The organism is Streptomyces lucensis JCM 4490 (assembly GCF_014650035.1).
Taxonomy (GTDB): Bacteria; Actinomycetota; Actinomycetes; order Streptomycetales; family Streptomycetaceae; genus Streptomyces; species Streptomyces lucensis.
Map to the genome: position 1 here is coordinate 742,611 of NZ_BMUE01000001.1, position 18,398 is coordinate 761,008.

Genomic DNA, 18,398 nt, shown 5'->3' on the forward strand with positions numbered 1-18,398 from the left:
CGCCGTGCGAGGCGGACCGCCGGAGGCGCTACGCCTCGAACACCTCACGCACCAGCTGCTCCTGCTCGGCCTGGTGGCGCTTGGCGGAGCCCACCGCCGGGGACGAGCCGTGCGGGCGCGAGATGCGCCGCAGCCGCTCGCCGGCCGGGATGTCGGCGCCGACCGCCAGGTCCAGGTGGTCGATCAGGTTGAGCGCGATGAACGGCCAGGCACCCTGGTTCGCCGGCTCCTCCTGCGCCCACAGGTACTTCTCGGCGTTCGGGTACTTGTTGACCTCCGCCTGCAGCTCGGCACCCGGCAGCGGGTACAGGCGCTCGATGCGGATGATCGCCGTGTCCGTGACGCCGCGCTTCTGCCGCTCGGCCTCCAGGTCGTAGTAGACCTTGCCGGCGCAGAAGACGACCTTGCGGACCGCGGCCGGGTCGACCGTGCTGTCGCCGATGACCGGGCGGAACTCGCCCGTCGTGAACTCCTCCGCCTTCGAGGCCGCCGCCTTCAGGCGCAGCATCGACTTCGGGGTGAAGACGACCAGCGGCTTGTGGTGCGGGTTGTGCACCTGCCACCGCAGGAGGTGGAAGTAGTTCGACGGGAGCGTGGGCATGGCCACCGTCATGTTGTTCTGCGCGCAGAGCTGGAGGAACCGCTCGGGACGCGCGGACGAGTGGTCCGGGCCCTGGCCCTCGTAGCCGTGCGGGAGCAGGAGGGTGACGCCGGACGTCTGGTTCCACTTCTGCTCGGCCGAGGAGATGAACTCGTCCACGACCGTCTGGGCGCCGTTGACGAAGTCGCCGAACTGGGCCTCCCACATCACCAGCGCGTCGGGGCGGGCCAGCGAGTAGCCGTACTCGAAGCCCATCGCCGCGTACTCGGAGAGCAGGGAGTTGTAGACGTTCAGGCGCGCCTGGTCCTCGGAGAGGTACTGCAGCGGCGTGTACTCCTCGCCGGTCTCCCGGTCGATCAGCACCGCGTGGCGCTGGCCGAAGGTGCCGCGCTGGGAGTCCTGGCCCGCGAGGCGGACCGGGGTGCCCTCCAGCAGCAGGGAGCCGATGGCGAGGGTCTCGCCCATGCCCCAGTCGATCGTCCCGTCCTCGACCATCGACGCCCGGCGCTGCAGCTGCGGCTGCAGGCGCGGGTGGACGGTGATGTGGTCGGGGACGTTGACCTGGGACTCGGCGATCCGCTTGACGACCTCCGAGGAGATCGCGGTCGGGACCGCGACCGGGAAGCCGTCCTGCGGCGCGCGGGCGTCACCGGCGGCCGGCTGCGAGGTGGCCTCGCGGACCTCGGTGAAGACCTTCTCCAGCTGGCCCTGGTAGTCCTGCAGCGCCTGCTCGGCCTCTTCCAGGGTGATGTCGCCGCGACCGATCAGGGACTCGGTGTAGAGCTTGCGCACCGAGCGCTTCTTGTCGATCAGGTCGTACATCAGCGGCTGGGTGAAGGCCGGGTTGTCCGACTCGTTGTGACCGCGGCGGCGGTAGCAGATGAGGTCGATCACCACGTCCTTGTTGAACGCCTGGCGGAACTCGAAGGCGAGCCGCGCGACGCGCACGACGGCCTCCGGGTCGTCGCCGTTCACGTGGAAGATCGGGGCCTCGATCATGCGGGCCACGTCCGTCGCGTACATGGAGGAACGCGAGGACTCGGGGGCCGCGGTGAAGCCGACCTGGTTGTTGATGACGACGTGGACCGTGCCACCGGTGCGGTAGCCCCGCAGCTGCGACATGTTCAGGGTCTCGGCCACCACGCCCTGGCCCGCGAAGGCCGCGTCGCCGTGGATCGCCACCGGCAGGACCGTGAAGTCCGTGCCGCCCTTGTTGATGATGTCCTGCTTGGCGCGGGAGACGCCCTCCAGGACCGGGTCCACCGCCTCCAGGTGCGAGGGGTTGGCCACCAGCGAGACCTTGATCTGCTCGCCGTCCAGGCCGGTGAAGGTGCCCTCGGCGCCCAGGTGGTACTTCACGTCGCCGGAGCCGTGCATCGACTTCGGGTCGAGGTTGCCCTCGAACTCGCGGAAGATCTGCGCGTACGACTTGCCGACGATGTTGGCGAGCACGTTCAGGCGGCCGCGGTGGGCCATGCCGATGACGACCTCGTCCAGGCGGGACTCGGCCGCGGAGTCGATCACCGCGTCCAGCAGCGGGATGACGGACTCGCCGCCCTCCAGCGAGAAGCGCTTCTGGCCGACGTACTTGGTCTGCAGGAAGGTCTCGAAGGCCTCCGCCGCGTTCAGCCGGCGCAGGATGCGCAGCTGCTCCTCGCGCTCCGGCTTGGAGTGGCCGCGCTCCACGCGGTCCTGGATCCACTTGCGCTGCTTGGGGTCCTGGATGTGCATGAACTCGATGCCGGTGGTGCGGCAGTACGAGTCGCGCAGCACGCCGAGGATGTCGCGCAGCTTCATCATCGACTTGCCGGCGAAGCCGCCGACGGCGAACTCGCGCTCCAGGTCCCACAGGGTGAGGCCGTGCTCGACGATGTCCAGGTCGGGGTGCTTGCGCTGGCGGTACTCCAGCGGGTCGGTGTCGGCCATGACGTGGCCGCGGACCCGGTAGGAGTGGATCAGCTCGAAGACGCGGGCGGCCTTGGTGACGTCGTCGTCGTGGCTGGCGTCGATGTCCTTGAGCCAGCGGACCGGCTCGTAGGGGATGCGCAGCGCCTCGAAGATGTCGTCGTAGAAGCCGTTCTCGCCGAGCAGCAGGTTCGCGACCTGGCGCAGGAACTCGCCGGAGGCGGCGCCCTGGATCACCCGGTGGTCGTAGGTCGACGTGAGCGTCATGACCTTCGAGATGCCGAGCTTGTTCAGCGTGTCCTGGCTGGTGCCCTGGAACTCGGCCGGGTAGTCCATGGAGCCGACGCCCATGATCACGGACTGGCCGGGCATCAGACGCGGCACGGAGTGGACGGTGCCGAGACCGCCGGGGTTGGTCAGGGAGACCGTGACGCCGGTGAAGTCGTCCATCGTCAGCTTGCCGTCGCGGGCGCGGCGGACGATGTCCTCGTAGGCCTGCCAGAACTCGAAGAAGTTCAGCGTCTCGGCCTTCTTGATGGCGGCCACGACGAGCTGGCGGTCACCGTTGGGCTTGACCAGGTCGATGGCCAGGCCGAGGTTGACGTGGGCCGGCTTGATCAGGGTCGGCTTGCCGTCCTTCTCGCCGAAGGCGTGGTTCATCGACGGCATGGCCTTGATGGCCTGCACCATCGCGTACCCGATGAGGTGCGTGAAGGAGATCTTCCCGCCCCGGGCGCGCTTGAGGTGGTTGTTGATGACGATCCGGTTGTCGAACAGCAGCTTCACCGGGACCGCGCGGACCGAGGTGGCCGTCGGCAGCTCCAGCGAGGCGTTCATGTTCTTCGCGACGGCCGCGGACGGACCGCGCAGCGTCACGTACTCCGGACCGCCGGGGGCCTCGGTGGCCGGCGCGGCCTTGGCCTTCGGCTGGGCCGGCGCCTGTGCGGGCGTCGCCGGCTTGGCCGGGGCGGGGGCCGGGGCCTTCGCCGCGGGCGCGGCGGCCGGGGCCGCGGCGGGCTTGGGGGCGGCCGCGGGCGCGGGAGCGGCCTGGGCCGGAGCCGCCGGCTGAGCCGGGGCCGCGGGCTGGGGAGCCGTGGTGGTGGTCCCTGCGGCCCCCGCGGCCGCAGTACCCGCCGGAGCCGGGGTGGCAGGAGCACCCGGCTTGTAGTCGGCGAAGAAGTCCCACCAGGCTCGGTCTACCGAATTCGGGTCCTGGAGGTACTGCTGATAGATCTCGTCGACGAGCCACTCGTTCGGACCGAACGCGGCAGCGGGGTTCTTCCCGGCTTGGTCGTCGGTCGAGATGCTCGAGTTACTGGGGGACTGTGGCGACACGGCGGCAACCGCCCTCTTCCGCTTCACAAGGTGATGGACAGCGGGAATAAAGGCTACGCCTCCAAGACCGCGAAGGTCAGGTCGGGCCCGTTCATCGTCGCGTAAGTCACACCGAAAATCTTGTTTCAGGGCTTGAAATGGCGGGAAACAAGCGTGGTTCGGCAGGTGGGAGGGTGCACCGGACCGGGCCCTGCGCGCCTTCGTTCGACGGGTGGCGCGGGCCTGCCCCGATCACACGAGTCCCGCCGCGCGGGAACCGCGGCGACCGACGTGGATCTTGTGCTTCCGCTCGAACTTTACGTCAACTTGAGACGGAAGCCAGTCCCGGAAGAGTGACGATGATCCGGCAGCCCCGCTCGGATTCGGCCACCCCGATCCGGCCGCCGTGCAGATCCACCGCCCACCGGGCGATCGCGAGCCCGAGCCCGGTGCCGCCGTCGCTGCCCGGTCCGTGCGGCCGGCGCACCGCCCCGCGGTTGAACCGCTCGAACACCCGGCGCCACTCCGACCTGGGAATCCCGGGACCCTCGTCCAGGACCTCCAGCTCCAGCGACTCCGGCTGCGGCCCGCGCCGCGCCCTGACGGTCACCCGGCCGTGCGGCGGGCTGTGCTTGACCGCGTTGTCGATCAGGTTCGCGACGACCTGGTGGATGCGCTCGGGGTCCGCGTGTGCGGTCAGCTCCGGCGGTGAGACGTCGAGGTGCAGATGGACGTCCGTACGCGTGTGGCTGCCCGAGCCGGAGGCCATGCCCGCGCGAGCCGAGGCGACCATGTTGGCCTCCTTCAGCACGCCCGACAGGTACGGCCACACCTCGAACCGCCGCATCTTCAGCGGTACGACGCCGTTGTCCAGGCGGGAGAGGTCCAGCAGGGTCTCCACCAGCCGGCCGAGCCGCTCGGTCTGCTTCAGGGCCGTGCGCATGGTCTCGGGATCGGCCTCCGTGACCCCGTCCACGATGTTCTCCAGCACCGCGCGCAGCCCGGCGATGGGGGTGCGCAGCTCGTGCGAGACGTTCGCCACCAGCTCTTTGCGCTGCTGGTCCTGGGCCTCCAGCTCGTCGGCCATGACGTTGATCGTCTCGGCCAGGTCGCCGAGTTCGTCCCGGCGGTTCTCCTTCACCCGGCGCGTGTAGTCGCCCTGCGAGATCGAGCGGGCGACCGTGTTCATCTCGTCCAGCGGCATGGTGAGGGAGTGCGCCACGAACTGCGTGATCAGCAGGGTGGCGATCATCGAGAAGACCGTGATGAAGCGCAGCTCCGTCTTGGTGTGCACCGCGATCATCGACAGTCCGGTAGTGATCAGGACCGAGACGACGACGAGCGTGCCCAGCTTGGTCTTGATCGAGAACGGGCGTACGCCGCCCCAGGGTTCCTCCCCGGGGCTCCTCCGTGCGGCCTCCCGCCCGTCAGCGCTCATGGCGTCGGCGTCTCCAGGGCGTACCCGACGCCGTGCACCGTGCGGATGCGTTCGGCGCCGATCTTCCGCCGCAGCGCCTTGATGTGACTGTCGACCGTGCGGGTGCCGGAGGCGTCCGCCCAGTCCCACACCTCGGCCAGCAGCTGCTCCCGGGAGAGCACCGCGCGCGGGGTGTTCGCCAGGCAGACGAGCAGGTCGAACTCGGTGGGCGTGAGGTGGACGTCCTCGGACTTGACCCGCACCCGGCGCTGGGCGTGGTCGATCTCCAGCTCGCCGAGGCGCAGGATCCCGGAGCGGGGCGTGGACGCGGCGACGGCCGCCCGCTCCACCCGCCGCAGCAGGACGTGCACCCGCGCGGCCAGCTCCCGCATCGAGAAGGGCTTGGTCATGTAGTCGTCGGCGCCGACCCCGAGCCCGACCAGCATGTCGGTCTCGTCGTCGCGCGCGGTGAGCATCAGCACCGGCACCGGACGCTGGGCCTGCACACGACGGCAGACCTCCAGTCCGTCGAAGCCGGGCAGCATGATGTCGAGGATCAGCAGATCGGGCTGCCAGGCCTCGGCCGTGTCGACGGCGGCCGGACCGTCGGCCGCCGTCTGCACGAGGAATCCCTCGGCGCGGAGCCGGGCCGCGATGGCGTCGACGATCGTGGGATCGTCCTCGACGACCAGCACCCGGCGCTGCGCGCCCGGGGTGGTCGTCGCCGCGCCGCTCTGGGAGGTGTGTGTCTGCTCCATCGCCCGCCCCTGCTTGTTGCTTTCCGGGAATCCGTGGGGTGATCCCATGTCTGCGATCGACGCTGTGATGATCGTTCGGTGATCCGCGTCAGGGCAGCACATTACGGGGACTCACCGCGCTGTCGCTATCCAGGGCGGATGCCGAGGTGCACGGCGTCCGGAACGCCCCGGGCAACGGGCACCTCTTCCGTACGCACCTGCCGGAACCCGACATTCCGCAAGGTTCCTTCAAATTCCGGAGAGGGCTGCGCGGACCACACCGCCAGCACTCCGCCGGGTCTCAACGCCCGTGCGCAGGCGGCGAGTCCTGCCGCCGAGTACAGACCGCCGTTGTCCTCGGTCACGGTCCAGCCCGGTCCGTTGTCGATGTCGAGACACAGTGCGTCGAACGTGTCCGATGTCTCATTGACGTACGTCACGAGATCCGCTTCCACGATCTCGGTCCGGGGGTCGGCGAGCGCGTCGGCGGACAGCTCGGCCAGCGGCCCCTCGCGGTGCCAGTCGACGACGGCCGGCTCACGCTCCACGACGGTGATCCGCCCCCAGCGTGCGTCGGCCGCCGCGTGCGCGAGCGAGAATCCCACGCCCAGTCCGCCGATCAGCACGTGCGGCCCCGGGCGCCCGTCCAGTGCGCCGTACGCGGCGTCGACCAGCAGCCGCTCCGAGCGGCCGTCGGAGGTGTCCATCAGGAAGCAGCCGTTGGCGATGATCTGGAGCAGCGGACCGTGCCTGCGCAGCACCACCTCGCCGTACGGGCCGTCGCGCCGGTCCAGGACCACGGGGGAGTCGTACACGGCAGTCATGCGCCCATCCTGCTCGAACGGGGCCTGGCCTTCACCGGAATTACGGATGACGGGACGATGCGTCCCGCGGGCCGCCCGCTGCGCGCCGGGGCGCGGGGCGGGCGCGGTACACCCGTTCGTGGGACGTCGTACCCGCCTGGCGTCCCGGCGCGGACGCGCGCGGGGCGTGAGAGGTTGACGTGAATCGCGCCCGCGCGTGACGCCGCTCATGGACAGCGGCCCGGGTGACGGCCAAAGGTGGGACGCGACGGAAGGAGCCCTCGTGGAACGGACCGTTACGGGCGCTGCGGAGGCCGCGTCCCCGCCGCCTGCGCCCCTTCCCGGCGACACCGCCGCCGTCCCGGCCCGCACGGTCGCCGTCCCGGCCGGCACGGTCGCGGGCCTGCTGGGCGGCCTGCCGCGCCAGCGCGGTGTCACGGCTCCGATGCCGACGCCGACGCCGACGCCGACGCCGACTCCACCTCCGACTCAGGCTTCGGTGCCGGCCGAAGCGCGTCCGGCCGCTCGGGCCGCGCGGTGGTGGCGCCTGCTGCCCACGCCGGCCGGCACCCCGTTCACCTTCGCCTACGTGGCCGTCCTGGCCGTCACCTCGACGGTCGCCTCCCTGGCCGACCCGCACATCGTCCACACCCTCCACCAGGGCTCCAGCACGGACGTCGCCCACCTGTTGCACGCCCCTGCGCCGGTGCTGCTGGCGAGCGCGCTGTGGATCGCGGGCGGCGTCGTCTCGCCGTACGCGCTGGCCCTCGTGCTGGTGCTCACCGCGCTGGAGCGGCGGATAGGCGGCACCGGCACGGCCTGTGTGTTCCTCGCCGGGCACGTCCTGGCCACGCTCGCCACCGAGGTGCCCGTCGGTCTGGCGGTCCTGTCCGGCCACCTTCCGCAGACCTCGCTGCACCGCCTGGACTACGGCGTCAGCTTCGGCGTCGCCGCGAGCATCGGCGCCCTGGCCGGCCTGCTCGGACCCTGGCTGCGCCGTCCGCTGCTCGTCCTGTTCGGCGGGGTCCTGGTCCGGAACCTGATCGCCTTCACCGACCCGGTGACCGACTGGGGCCACCTGATATCCCTGGCCATAGGAGTCGGCACCTGGCCTCTGGTCAGGCGCCGGCAACGGTGCCGTACCGCCTGATTCGGCGGTGCCGAGTACCGGCGCACACGGCCGACGGCCCCGCCGAACCGGCGCGCACTCCGGCTCACGATGTCGACCGCGTCGCGATGTCGACCGCGTCGCGCCCGCGTGGCACAGCGCCCGATGCGACATCGGCTTGCCGGGAGCCGGCGTCCTCGCATCGGCCCCGCGCATCGGCCCCGGGACCGGCCTGCGCGCATCGGCCCCGGGACCGGCCTGCGCGCATCGGCCCCGGATCGGCCTGTGCGCATCGGCCTCCTCGGGTGCCGCCCCCGCTCAGCCCGTCGCTTCGGCATACGGTGACCACACGTACGGCGTGGTCGTCGTCACCGCCCGGAAGCCCAGGCGGCGCAGGATCGGGGCGCTGTCGGCGGAGGCGTCGACGTGGAGGTACCTGACACCGCGGGCGGCGGCGAGGCCGGCGCGGGCGGCGACCAGGGCGCGGTAGATGCCCTTGCCGCGCCACTCGGCGAGAGTGGAGCCGCCCAGCAGGCCGGCGAACTCGGTGCCGGGGCGGAAGGACAGCCAGGCCGCGCTGACGATCTCGCCGTCGGCCTCGGCGACGTGCACGGACAGGTCGTCCGGCTCGGTGGCGAGCCGCCCGAGGAGGTGTTCGGCGAGCCAGCTCATGTCCTGGTCCCAGACGGCCGTCTGCAGGGCGGCGATCCGGTGGACGTCCGCGGCGGAGGTGACCCGGCGCAGCGTGACTCCGTCGGGCGGTGCGGGCTCCCCGGCGGCGAGTTCGGCCACGGGGGCGATCAGTACCGTCTCCTCCTCCTCGGGTACGAACCCCGCCGCGCTCAGCCGGTCGGGTAGGTCGGCCGGGACGTCGTGGCCGCGCAGCTTCCACTCCACCGCCTCCCCGCGTGCCGCGAAGAAGTCCCGCTGCCTGGCGATCAGCTCGTCCAGGTCCCGCCCGCGCAGGCCCAGGTCGGGCGGCGTGCCGAGAAAGCCGCGGAACTCTCCGACGATCCGCAGCAGCCTCCCGTCGTACTCGTGGGTGACCCCCGGCGGCGGGGCGGGCGGAGTGGCGCGTATCTGGGCGTCGTAGGCGGCTAGCAGCGCCGCGGTGTCGGTCGTCATCACGGGCACGCTACGAGGAATGACCGGGCGGGCGGCAACTGCTTTTCCAGTGGGCCCTGGTGACGGAGGCGCCCGGCGCCGGAGCCGGTGATCGCTGACAGCGAACACCCCTTGGGGAACAATCAAGGACTCACGGACATTGAGTCGGCATAGCTCAAGTTGACTGCCGAAGGGGAGATCATGGCTGCTGAGTCCACGGCGTTCACGCTCGTCCTGCCCGTGCTGCCGCTCGACGACGAGGTCGTGCTGCCCGGGATGGTGGTGCCGCTGGACCTGAGCGACGCCGAGGTGCGGGCCGCGGTGGAGGCCGCGCAGGCCGCCGCCCGGTCGGAGCCCGGGAAGCCCAGGGTGCTGCTGGTGCCGCGCATCGACGGCACGTACGCGAAGACGGGTGTGCTCGGGACGGTCGAGCAGGTCGGCCGGCTGGCCGACGGCGACCCCGGGGCTCTGATCCGCGGCCGGAGCCGGGTGCGCATCGGCGCCGGCACCACCGGTCCCGGCGCGGCGCTCTGGGTCGAGGGTGCCCGCGTCGACGGGAACGTCCCGGACCCGCTGCCGGGCCAGGCCGCCGAACTCGTCAAGGAGTACAAGGCGCTCGCCACCGCCTGGCTGAAGAAGCGCGGCGCCTGGCAGGTCGTGGACCGCGTCCAGGCCATCGACGACGTCTCCGCGCTCGCCGACAACTCCGGTTACTCGCCCTTCCTCACCACCGAGCAGAAGGTGGCACTGCTGGAGACCACCGACCCGGTGGCCCGGCTCAGGCTCGCCACGCAGCAGCTGCGCGAGCACCTCGCCGAGCAGGACGTGGCCGAGACCATCGCCAAGGACGTCCAGGAGGGCGTCGACAAGCAGCAGCGGGAGTTCCTGCTGCGCCGTCAGCTCGAAGCCGTCCGCAAGGAGCTGCGCGAGCTGAACGGCGAGCAGGAGGGCGAGGAGTCCGACGACTACCGCGCCCGCGTGGAGGCCGCCGACCTGCCCGGGAAGGTGCGCGAGGCCGCCCTGAAGGAGGTCGACAAGCTGGAGCGGTCCTCCGACCAGTCGCCCGAGGGGTCGTGGATCCGCACCTGGCTGGACACCGTCCTGGAGATGCCGTGGAACGAGCGGACCGAGGACGCGTACGACATCCAGGGCGCCAAGGCGGTGCTCGACGCCGAGCACGCGGGCCTGGAGGACGTCAAGGAGCGGATCACCGAGTACCTGGCGGTGCGCAAGCGGCGCGGTGACCGGGGCCTCGGCGTCATCGGCGGGCGGCGCGGCGGTGCCGTGCTCGCTCTGGTCGGTCCCCCGGGCGTGGGCAAGACCAGCCTGGGCGAGAGCGTCGCGCACGCCATGGGCCGCAAGTTCGTCCGGGTCGCCCTCGGCGGCGTCCGGGACGAGGCCGAGATCCGCGGCCACCGGCGCACCTACGTCGGCGCGCTCCCCGGCCGGATCGTGCGGGCCGTCAAGGAGGCCGGGTCGATGAACCCCGTCGTCCTCCTCGACGAGATCGACAAGGTCGGCTCCGACTTCCGCGGGGACCCGGCCGCCGCCCTGCTGGAGGTCCTGGACCCCGCGCAGAACCACACTTTCCGGGACCACTACCTGGAGGTCGAACTCGACCTGTCGGACGTGGTGTTCCTCGCCACGGCCAACGTCCTGGAGGCCATCCCGGAGGCGCTGGCCGACCGTATGGAGATCGTCCGCCTGGACGGCTACACCGAGGACGAGAAGATCGTCATCGCCCGGGACCACCTGCTTCCGCGCCAGCTGGAGCGGGCCGGCCTGGCGGAGGACGAGGTCACCATCGACGAGGGCGCGCTGCGCAGGCTCGCCGGCGAGTACACGCGCGAGGCGGGCGTGCGCACCCTGGAGCGGTCCGTGGCAAGGCTGCTGCGCAAGATCGCCGCGCAGCACGAACTCGGCCGGCGCGAACTGCCGTTCACCGTCCGGGCCGAGGACCTGCGCGGCCTGATCGGACGCCCGCACCACGTGCCCGAGTCCGCCCAGGACCCGGCCGAGCGGCGTACGGCCGTCCCCGGTGTGGCGACCGGCCTCGCGGTCACCGGCGCCGGCGGCGACGTGCTCTTCGTCGAGGCCTCCCTCGCCGACCCGGAGACCGGCGCGGCCGGCCTGACCCTCACGGGTCAGCTGGGCGACGTGATGAAGGAGTCGGCGCAGATCGCGCTGAGCTTCCTGCGCAGCCACGGCGCCGAACTGGAGCTGCCCGTGGGCGACCTGAAGGACCGGGGCGTGCACATCCACTTCCCGGCGGGCGCCGTCCCGAAGGACGGTCCGAGCGCCGGCATCACGATGACGACGGCCCTCGCCTCGCTCCTGTCCGGCCGTCTGGTGCGCACGGACGTCGCCATGACCGGCGAGGTCTCGCTGACCGGCCGGGTGCTGCCCATCGGCGGCGTGAAGCAGAAGCTGCTCGCCGCGCACCGCGCCGGGGTGACCACGGTGATCATCCCCAAGCGCAACGAACCCGACCTGGACGACGTCCCGGCCGAGGTGCTGGACAAGCTGGACGTCCACGCCGTGACCGACGTACGCCAGGTCCTGGAGCTGGCGCTCGCGCCCGCCGCGAACGGCGCGACGCCGGAGGTTCCGGTCGCGGCGTGACGGACGCGGCCGGAAGGGCGAGGCCCGGGTCCCGTGAGGGAGGCCCGGGCCTTCGCCGTGGCGCCGTGACCGGGCGGGCGCAGGGGGTGACTCGGTAGAATTCGGACGTGAGCGGGCAGGACGGCAGGCCCTCCGGTCTGATCGGGACGGAGATCGCGGGCTACCGGGTCGAGCGCGAACTCGGGCGCGGTGGCATGGCCGTCGTCTACCGCGCCAAGGACCTGCGCCTGGGCCGGACGGTCGCCCTCAAGCTGCTGGCCCCCGAGTTCACGCGCAACGACGCCTTCCGCCGCCGGTTCGCCCAGGAGTCGCGGGTCGCCGCCGCCATCGACCACCCCAACATCGTCCCCGTCTTCGAGGCCGGCGAGACCGACGGCATCCTCTACATCGCCATGTGCTTCGTCTGCGGCTGCGATCTGCGTGCCCTGATCGACCGGGAGGGCCCGCTGCCGGTGCCCGCCGCGCTGCGCATCGCGGCCCAGCTGGCGTCCGCGCTCGACGCGGCCCACGCGCGTGACCTGGTGCACCGGGACGTCAAGCCCGGCAACGTGCTGGTGGCCGAGGGCATCGACAGCGACCACCCCGAGCACGTCTACCTCACCGACTTCGGGCTGGCCAAGAAGTCCCTGTCGCTCACGGGGTTCACCACCGCCGGCGAGTTCGTCGGCACCCTGGACTACGTGGCGCCCGAGCGGATCGCCGGTCGCCCGGTCGACGGCAGGGCCGACCTGTACAGCCTCGCCTGCGTGGTGCACGAGACCCTCACCGGCGCCCCGCCCTTCGAGCGGGAGGACCACCTCGAACTGCTCTGGGCCCACCAGTACGACCCGCCGCCCGCGCTGAGCGAGCGGCGGCCGGACGTCCCGCGGGCCGCGGACGACGTCCTTGGACGGGCGCTGGCGAAGATTCCGGACGACCGGTACGGCTCCTGCCTGGAGTTCGTGGCGGCTCTGCGCGCCGTCACCGGCGAGGTCGGCCCGCGCGGGCGTACGCCGACGCTGGTGGACGCCCGGGTCGCGGCCGATGCCGCCGCTCCCCGCACGGACAGCCGCGCGGAATCCGGACCGCCGGCCCGCCCGGACGCGCGCCCCCTGCCCGCTCCGCCCTCCTGGGCCGGCCCCGTCCTCCGCGGGCCGGTGACCGGGCAGCGGAACTGATCCGGGCCGCTGCGGCGACTCCCGCGTTTCCTCCGCCGCGGATACGCCCGTCCGTCACCCCGCGCCGGGCGGGCGTTTATAGATACTGCCGACGGTTCCGTCAAGCCCCGAATCCTCGGAACGTGCTCCGCATCGTGTCGATCATGCCTACTGGTTGTGCGGCCCCCACCGAAAGGAAAAGGGAACCGCAGGGTAAGGCGGAAAGGAATTCCGCCGCTCGGTGCCCCGAATATTCGGAGCATGTCAGTCACATTCCCATTCAGGAAACAGGAGCAGAATCATGAACCGTAACTTCAAGAACGCAGAGTCCGGTCGCAAGCGTCGCTTCTCCATCGCGACGATTGTCGCCTCCGCCGCGATCGCCGGAGGGGTGCTCGTTCCGGCGGCCTCCGCGATGGCGGCCCCGGCGATGCCGGCCAACGTCCAGGCCCACCACCACCACGGCAACCACCACGGCGGCACTCCGCACAAGCCGGGGAACGCCACCGGCGGTTCGGCGACGACCAAGAACGGCGGTGATGCCACCGGCGGTTCGGCGAAGACCAAGAGCGGCGGCGACGCCACCGGCGGCAGCGCGACGACCGAGAACGGCGGCAACGCCAAGGGCGGCAGCGCCGAGACGGAGAACGGCGGCAACGCCAAGGGCGGTGGCGCCGAGACCAAGAACGGTGGTGCCGCCACTGGTGGTGGCGCCCAGACCGACAAGGGGGGTGACGCCACTGGCGGCAGCGCCCAGACGGACAACGGCGGTGACGCCACCGGCGGTTCGGCGACGACCAAGAGCGGCGGCGACGCCACCGGCGGTGCGGCGACGACCAAGAACGGCGGCAACGCCCGGGGCGGTAATGCCGAAACCCAGAACGGCGGCAACGCCCAGGGCGGGGGCGCGACGAGCGAGAACGGGGGTGACGCCCACGGAGGTGACGCCGTGGCCGACTGATCCGAGCGGCCGGGGCAACGGGTGAAGTGCCGGCCGGCCGGGCGGACCACGCAAGGTCGACAACGCCCAGCCGGCCGGCACGGGCCCCGGCGGACCGGCCACCGCATCCGCGTCATTCCCATCGCGTCACCGTCCACATCGTCATCCGAATTCGCCGTCGAATCACCGCGCCGTCCGATCCGCCGCCACGCCGTCCGAGTCATTTCGATGTGTGTCCGGCACCCGAGAAGAAAGGCCTGACCACCATGAAGGAAAACACCTGGACCCGCCGGCTGGTCGTGGTAACCGCGTCCGCCCTCCTGAGCGGCGGTGTCATGGTGACGGCGGGAACCGCCTTCGCCGCCCCCGCCCTGGGAACGATCGCGAGGGGCGACCACGCACACCACGACGACCACTCACGGCACGGCGGCAAGGACCGTGGCGGTCCCGGTGGTCACGGCAGTCGTGGTGGTCACGGCCACGGCGACGACAAGTACTGCCGCGCCGGCAACGCCACCGGCGGCGACGGGACCGGCGGCGACGCCCCGATCTGCCAAGCCCCTGGCGGCACCGGCACGGGGGGTACCGGCCGGGGCAGCTGCGGGGGCCGCAGCCAGAACGGCAAGGGCACCAACGGCAAGAACGGGCCGCAGTGCCCCGAGGGGCCCCCGCCGCACCACCCGGGTACGCCCGGCGGCTCCTCCACGCCGGCCCCCGAGCCGCCCTCCGGCCCGCAGCCCCCGGCGAACCCGGAGCCGCCCTCCGGCCCGGAGCCGCCGGCGAACCCTGAGCCCCCTTCCGACCCCGGTCCGATCGTCAAGTGACCGCACCGCCCGCCCCGCCCCGCCGCTTCCCGCGGCGGGGCGCCATTCCGTGCGGGGCGCGTTCTCAGATCCGGGCGACCGTCTGTTCCGCCCACACCGTCTTGCCGACCCGGTCGTGCCGTGTGCCCCAGCGCTCGGCCAGCTGGGCGACCAGCAGCAGGCCCCGGCCGCCCTCGTCGAAGATGCGGGCCCGCCGCATGTGCGGGGTGGTGCCGCTGGAGTCGTACACCTCGCAGATCAGCGTGCCGCCCTGGTGGATCAGGCGGAGCTGGATGGGCGGGCGGCCGTAGCGGATGGCGTTGGTGACCAGCTCGCTGACCATCAGCTCCGTGGTGAAGACCGCGTCGTGCAGGCCCCACGCGGACAGCTGGTCGCCGGCAAGGTGGCGGGCGACCGAGACCACGGTGGGATCGTCGTCCAGTTCCCAGCGGGCGACCCGGTCCTCGTGCAGCGCCCGGGTACGGGCCACCAGGAGGGCGATGTCGTCGTCGGGGCGGTGGGTCAGCAGTTCGGTGAGCACCCGGTCGCAGACGGAGTCCAGCGATGTCGCCGGGCGGCCGAGCGCGGCGAACATCTTGTCCAGCGCCTCGTCGATGTCGTGGTCGCGGGCCTCGAACAGCCCGTCGGTGTAGAGCGCGAGCAGACTGCCCTCGGGCAGCTCCGTCTCGAAGGCCTCGAAGGGCAGCCCGCCCAGGCCGAGCGGCGGCCCGGCGGGCACGTCGAGGAAGCGGACCGTGCCGTCCGGGGTGACCACGGCGGGCGGCGGATGGCCCGCCCGGGCCAGGGTGCAGCTGCGCGAGACAGGGTCGTAGACGGCGTACAGGCAGGTGGTGCCGATGCCGCCGGCGGTCTCGGCGGCCGGGTCGGCGCTGCCCTCGTCGGCGGCGAGCCGCAGGACCAGGTCGTCGAGGTGGGTGAGGAGCTCGTCGGCCGGCAGGTCGACGTCGGCCAGGGTGCGCACGGCCGTGCGCAGCCGTCCCATGGTGGCGGAGGCGCGGATGCCGTGGCCCACCACATCGCCGACGACGAGTGCCACCCGCGCGCCGGACAGCGGGATCACGTCGAACCAGTCGCCGCCGACGCCGGCCCGGGTCGCGGCGGGCAGGTAGCGGGTGGCGATGTCCAGGGCGCCCTGCGCGGGCAGGGTGTGCGGCAGCAGGCTGTGCTGCAGGGCCATGGTGGTGGTACGGGCCCGCGAGTAGGCGCGCGCCTGCTGGATCCCGACGGCCGCCTTGGCCGCGAACTCCTCGGCGAGGCGCAGATCCTCCGGCCCGAACGGCTCCCGGTCGCGGAGGCGTCCGAAGAGGGCCACCCCGAGGGTGCTGCCCTGTGCGAGCAGCGGCACGGCGAGCAGCGAGCGTGCCCCGGACGCGCGCAGCCACGCGGTGCCCGGGTCCAGTGCGGCCCAGGCGGCGACGGCCGGGTCCGCGGTGTCGTACAAGAGCGGACGGGCCGCCGCCATGCAGTGCGCCGGAGGGGAGTCCGCCGGGCAGACGATCGCCTCGCCCACGGTGGTGCCGTGGGCGGAGCCGCCGTCGTCCGGTACCGCGCGCAGGGCGGCGCGGCGCAGGACGACCGGTCCGGGCTGCGAAGCGGGCTCCGCGGCACCGGACCGGGGCTCCCCGGTGACGTCGGACCGGGGCATGTCGAGCAGGTCGACCGCCATGACGTCGGCCAGCCGGGGAACCGTGACCTCGCCGAGTTCCTGCGCGGCGCGGGCCTGCTCGGCCGCCGTGCCGCCGCGCGCGCCGGCCTCGTCCGGCGGGCGCTGCCGGACGGCGGAGTCCTGGGCGGGGTGCTGGGTGGACAGGCAGACGGCCCGTACCCGGCCGCCGGCGTCCTTCAGGGGGGTCAGGACGCTGCCGCGGCCGAGCGCCGGGCCGAGGCGGGCCCGCACCTCCTGCGGCCGTCCCGACTCCAGCGCCAGCCGCATCGACCGGTCGGTCTCCTCGCTCGCGGCCCCGGGCACGATGTGCACCAGACGCAGCCCGCGCATCGCCGCCTCGGGGAGGGCGAGGGCGTGCTCCATGCGGCGGTTGGCGCGCACCAGCCGCAGGCCGGGGTCGAAGATGGCCAGCGGGAAGGGCGACTGCAGGAACGTCCACTCCTCCAGCGGCTCGCCCCGGGGCGGCTGCGGCCGGGCCGTCACGGCGCTCACCACCAGCCAGTCGGTGACCCCGGCGTCGGAGGTCCGCCGGTGCGCGAGTACGCCCAGTTCCACGGACCGGCCGTCCCTGTGCCTGAGTGGGACGGTGCCGTTCCACCGTTCACGTCCGGCGAGGGCGCGGCGGGCCGCCGAGCCGGTGGCGGCGAGCAGGGCGGTGGCGGGCCGGCCGACGACCGCCGCGGAGTCGTAGCCGAGCAACCGCTGGGCGCCCTCGCTCCAGCCCGTGAGGATGCCGTGCTCATCGATGGTGGCCGTGGCCGTGTACGTCGACTGTCGCTCCATCGCCGCTCATCTCGCCCTTGCTCGGCAGGCTCTCCCTGACCAGCATGATCCCGGCCGGCGCGGAGCACCAACGCAGGACCGGGACGGGCGGAGCACGGTCGTACGAGTCGGCGGATCCGGGTCGGGAGGTGGGGGCGCGAGTCGGCGGATCCGGGTCGGGAGGTGGGGGCGCGAGTCGGCGGATCCGGGTCGGGAGGTGGGGGCGCGAGCCGGTCGGTCCGCGCCCGGGAGGTGTCCGTGCGAGCCGGCGGTCCGCGCCGGCACGGACCGCTCCGGAGCGGCCGGCCCGGCACGGACCGTGGTCTCGCCGGGTGCGCGGGGAAATGCCGCGCGAGCCGTGGCCGCTGAGTCTCACCTGCGGCTCAGCGGCCACGACCTAGCCGAGGGCCAGCGCCTGCACCCGGTCCAGGGCCCCGTTGAACTTGTCGTGGTCGCCGACCGTCGGGCCCGAGGAGGTGTACTGCCACATCGTGTAGAACGACCAGCCGGCCGGCAGCGTCCCCGGGGTGGTGTCGTAGCGGGCGATCCACAGCGGGTTGTTGGCGGCGAACCCGGCGTAGTTGCCGGTGCACTGGGTCCACCAGCTGGTGGCGGTGTAGATCACCGGGTACCGGCTGGTGCGCGACTTGTAGGTGTTGATGAAGTCGGCGATCCAGCTGACCATCTGGCTCGTGGTCTTTCCGTAGCAGGCGGCGCCGTAGGGGTTCCACTCGATGTCGAGGGCGCCGGGCAGGGTCTTGCCGTCGCGGGACCAGCCGCCGCCGTGGTCGACGAAGTAGTTGGCCTGGGTGGCGCCGCTGGTGGTGTCCGGGGTCGCGAAGTGGTACGCGCCGCGGATCATGCCGACGTTGTAGGAGCCGTTGTACTGCTGGGCGAAGTACGGGTTGGTGTAGTACGTGCCTTCCGTGGCCTTCGTGTACGCCCAGCGCACCCCGCTGCCCCACAGGGTCGACCAGGCGACGTTGCCCTGGTAGCCGGCGACGTCCACACCCTCGGTCTGGGTGGCGTCACCCGTGCTGGGCGTGCCGTGCGTGCCGTCGTGCGTGGGGACGCCCATGCCCATGTAGGCGGAGCCGCGGCTGGGTGTCGTCACGGCGTGGGCGGAGGTGAGGGGCAGGGTGAGGGAGAGTGCCGCGAGCAGGGCCGTGAGCAGGACGGCGAAGGGGCGCGGGCGGATGGGGCCGGGTCTGAGCACGGACATGGCGTGCCTCCGGGGAGTGGGGGGACCGTGGCAGTGACGGTGGTGGGGGTGGGGGGTGGGGGTGGGGCAGCACGACGCTGGCGTGGGCATGCCATTGGTTGCCTCGTAAAGAAGCTACGCACGTAGATGACGGCCTGGGAAGGGGGTCCGGACTCCGCCGTTGGTCTAAGCCTGCGAAATACTGGCGGAGCTGCGGCAACGGTGGCCTTTGGCAGAAACTTTCAGAACCGCGAAACC

General features: G+C 72.4%; 12 protein-coding genes. 5 read left to right on the forward strand and 7 right to left on the reverse strand.

The window, feature by feature from the left end:
• Positions 1 to 28: 28 nt before the first annotated feature.
• The 4 genes from IE177_RS03430 to IE177_RS03445 form a co-directional block, all read right to left on the reverse strand.
• On the reverse strand, positions 29 to 3,841 hold the full coding sequence (locus IE177_RS03430; RefSeq protein WP_190013179.1) for a multifunctional oxoglutarate decarboxylase/oxoglutarate dehydrogenase thiamine pyrophosphate-binding subunit/dihydrolipoyllysine-residue succinyltransferase subunit: 3,813 nt from the start codon (positions 3,839 to 3,841) through the stop codon (positions 29 to 31).
• A 301-nt stretch (positions 3,842 to 4,142) separates the two neighbouring features.
• Positions 4,143 to 5,258, reverse strand: coding sequence for a HAMP domain-containing sensor histidine kinase (locus IE177_RS03435; protein WP_190013180.1), 1,116 nt, complete (start codon positions 5,256 to 5,258; stop codon positions 4,143 to 4,145).
• Entirely contained in the window at positions 5,255 to 5,995 is a 741-nt protein-coding gene (locus IE177_RS03440; RefSeq protein ID WP_190013181.1) for a response regulator transcription factor, read from the reverse strand. Before IE177_RS03440 ends, IE177_RS03435 begins: the two co-directional genes overlap by 4 nt.
• A 125-nt stretch (positions 5,996 to 6,120) precedes the next feature.
• Positions 6,121 to 6,798, reverse strand: a complete 678-nt coding sequence (locus tag IE177_RS03445; RefSeq protein WP_190013182.1) for a spermine/spermidine synthase domain-containing protein — start codon at positions 6,796 to 6,798, stop codon at positions 6,121 to 6,123.
• A gap of 262 nt (positions 6,799 to 7,060) precedes the next feature.
• Here IE177_RS03445 and IE177_RS03450 point away from each other — a divergent pair, with 262 nt between their 5' ends.
• Entirely contained in the window at positions 7,061 to 7,927 is an 867-nt protein-coding gene (locus tag IE177_RS03450; protein ID WP_229815870.1) for a rhomboid-like protein, read from the forward strand.
• Between the two features lie 276 nt (positions 7,928 to 8,203).
• Here the strand turns inward: IE177_RS03450 and IE177_RS03455 are convergent, their stop codons facing one another.
• A complete protein-coding gene (locus tag IE177_RS03455) occupies positions 8,204 to 9,010 on the reverse strand; it encodes a GNAT family N-acetyltransferase (RefSeq protein ID WP_190013183.1) in 807 nt (268 codons plus the stop codon).
• A gap of 180 nt (positions 9,011 to 9,190) precedes the next feature.
• Here IE177_RS03455 and lon point away from each other — a divergent pair, with 180 nt between their 5' ends.
• The 4 genes from lon (at position 9,191) to IE177_RS03475 (ending at position 14,511) form a co-directional block, all read left to right on the forward strand.
• Entirely contained in the window at positions 9,191 to 11,611 is a 2,421-nt protein-coding gene (gene lon / locus IE177_RS03460) for an endopeptidase La (RefSeq protein ID WP_190013184.1), read from the forward strand.
• A gap of 107 nt (positions 11,612 to 11,718) precedes the next feature.
• Complete coding sequence (locus IE177_RS03465; RefSeq protein WP_229815871.1) at positions 11,719 to 12,768, forward strand: serine/threonine-protein kinase; 1,050 nt, start codon at positions 11,719 to 11,721, stop codon at positions 12,766 to 12,768.
• Between the two features lie 280 nt (positions 12,769 to 13,048).
• Positions 13,049 to 13,708 (forward strand): hypothetical protein, encoded by a 660-nt coding sequence (locus tag IE177_RS03470; RefSeq protein WP_190013185.1) that lies wholly within the window; start codon positions 13,049 to 13,051, stop codon positions 13,706 to 13,708.
• Between the two features lie 245 nt (positions 13,709 to 13,953).
• Positions 13,954 to 14,511 (forward strand): hypothetical protein, encoded by a 558-nt coding sequence (locus IE177_RS03475; RefSeq protein ID WP_190013186.1) that lies wholly within the window; start codon positions 13,954 to 13,956, stop codon positions 14,509 to 14,511.
• Between the two features lie 64 nt (positions 14,512 to 14,575).
• Here IE177_RS03475 and IE177_RS03480 read toward each other — a convergent pair whose 3' ends face one another.
• Both IE177_RS03480 and IE177_RS03485 read right to left on the reverse strand, forming a co-directional pair.
• On the reverse strand, positions 14,576 to 16,960 hold the full coding sequence (locus IE177_RS03480; RefSeq protein WP_190013187.1) for an ATP-binding SpoIIE family protein phosphatase: 2,385 nt from the start codon (positions 16,958 to 16,960) through the stop codon (positions 14,576 to 14,578).
• Positions 16,961 to 17,336: 376 nt separating this feature from the next.
• Positions 17,337 to 18,161, reverse strand: a complete 825-nt coding sequence (locus IE177_RS03485; protein WP_190013188.1) for a lysozyme — start codon at positions 18,159 to 18,161, stop codon at positions 17,337 to 17,339.
• Between the last annotated feature and the right edge of the window lie 237 nt (positions 18,162 to 18,398).

What these genes read in the sequence shown, in the direction of transcription:
- IE177_RS03470 (WP_190013185.1), top strand. Translation starts at nt 13,049, where the DNA reads ATGAACCGTAACTTCAAGAACGCAGAGTCCGGTCGCAAGCGTCGCTTC.
- IE177_RS03455 (WP_190013183.1), bottom strand. Translation starts at nt 9,010, where the DNA reads ATGACGACCGACACCGCGGCGCTGCTAGCCGCCTACGACGCCCAGATA.
- IE177_RS03485 (WP_190013188.1), bottom strand. Translation starts at nt 18,161, where the DNA reads ATGTCCGTGCTCAGACCCGGCCCCATCCGCCCGCGCCCCTTCGCCGTC.
- IE177_RS03480 (WP_190013187.1), bottom strand. Translation starts at nt 16,960, where the DNA reads ATGGAGCGACAGTCGACGTACACGGCCACGGCCACCATCGATGAGCAC.
- IE177_RS03440 (WP_190013181.1), bottom strand. Translation starts at nt 5,995, where the DNA reads ATGGAGCAGACACACACCTCCCAGAGCGGCGCGGCGACGACCACCCCG.
- IE177_RS03435 (WP_190013180.1), bottom strand. Translation starts at nt 5,258, where the DNA reads ATGAGCGCTGACGGGCGGGAGGCCGCACGGAGGAGCCCCGGGGAGGAA.
- IE177_RS03475 (WP_190013186.1), top strand. Translation starts at nt 13,954, where the DNA reads ATGAAGGAAAACACCTGGACCCGCCGGCTGGTCGTGGTAACCGCGTCC.
- IE177_RS03445 (WP_190013182.1), bottom strand. Translation starts at nt 6,798, where the DNA reads ATGACTGCCGTGTACGACTCCCCCGTGGTCCTGGACCGGCGCGACGGC.
- lon (WP_190013184.1), top strand. Translation starts at nt 9,191, where the DNA reads ATGGCTGCTGAGTCCACGGCGTTCACGCTCGTCCTGCCCGTGCTGCCG.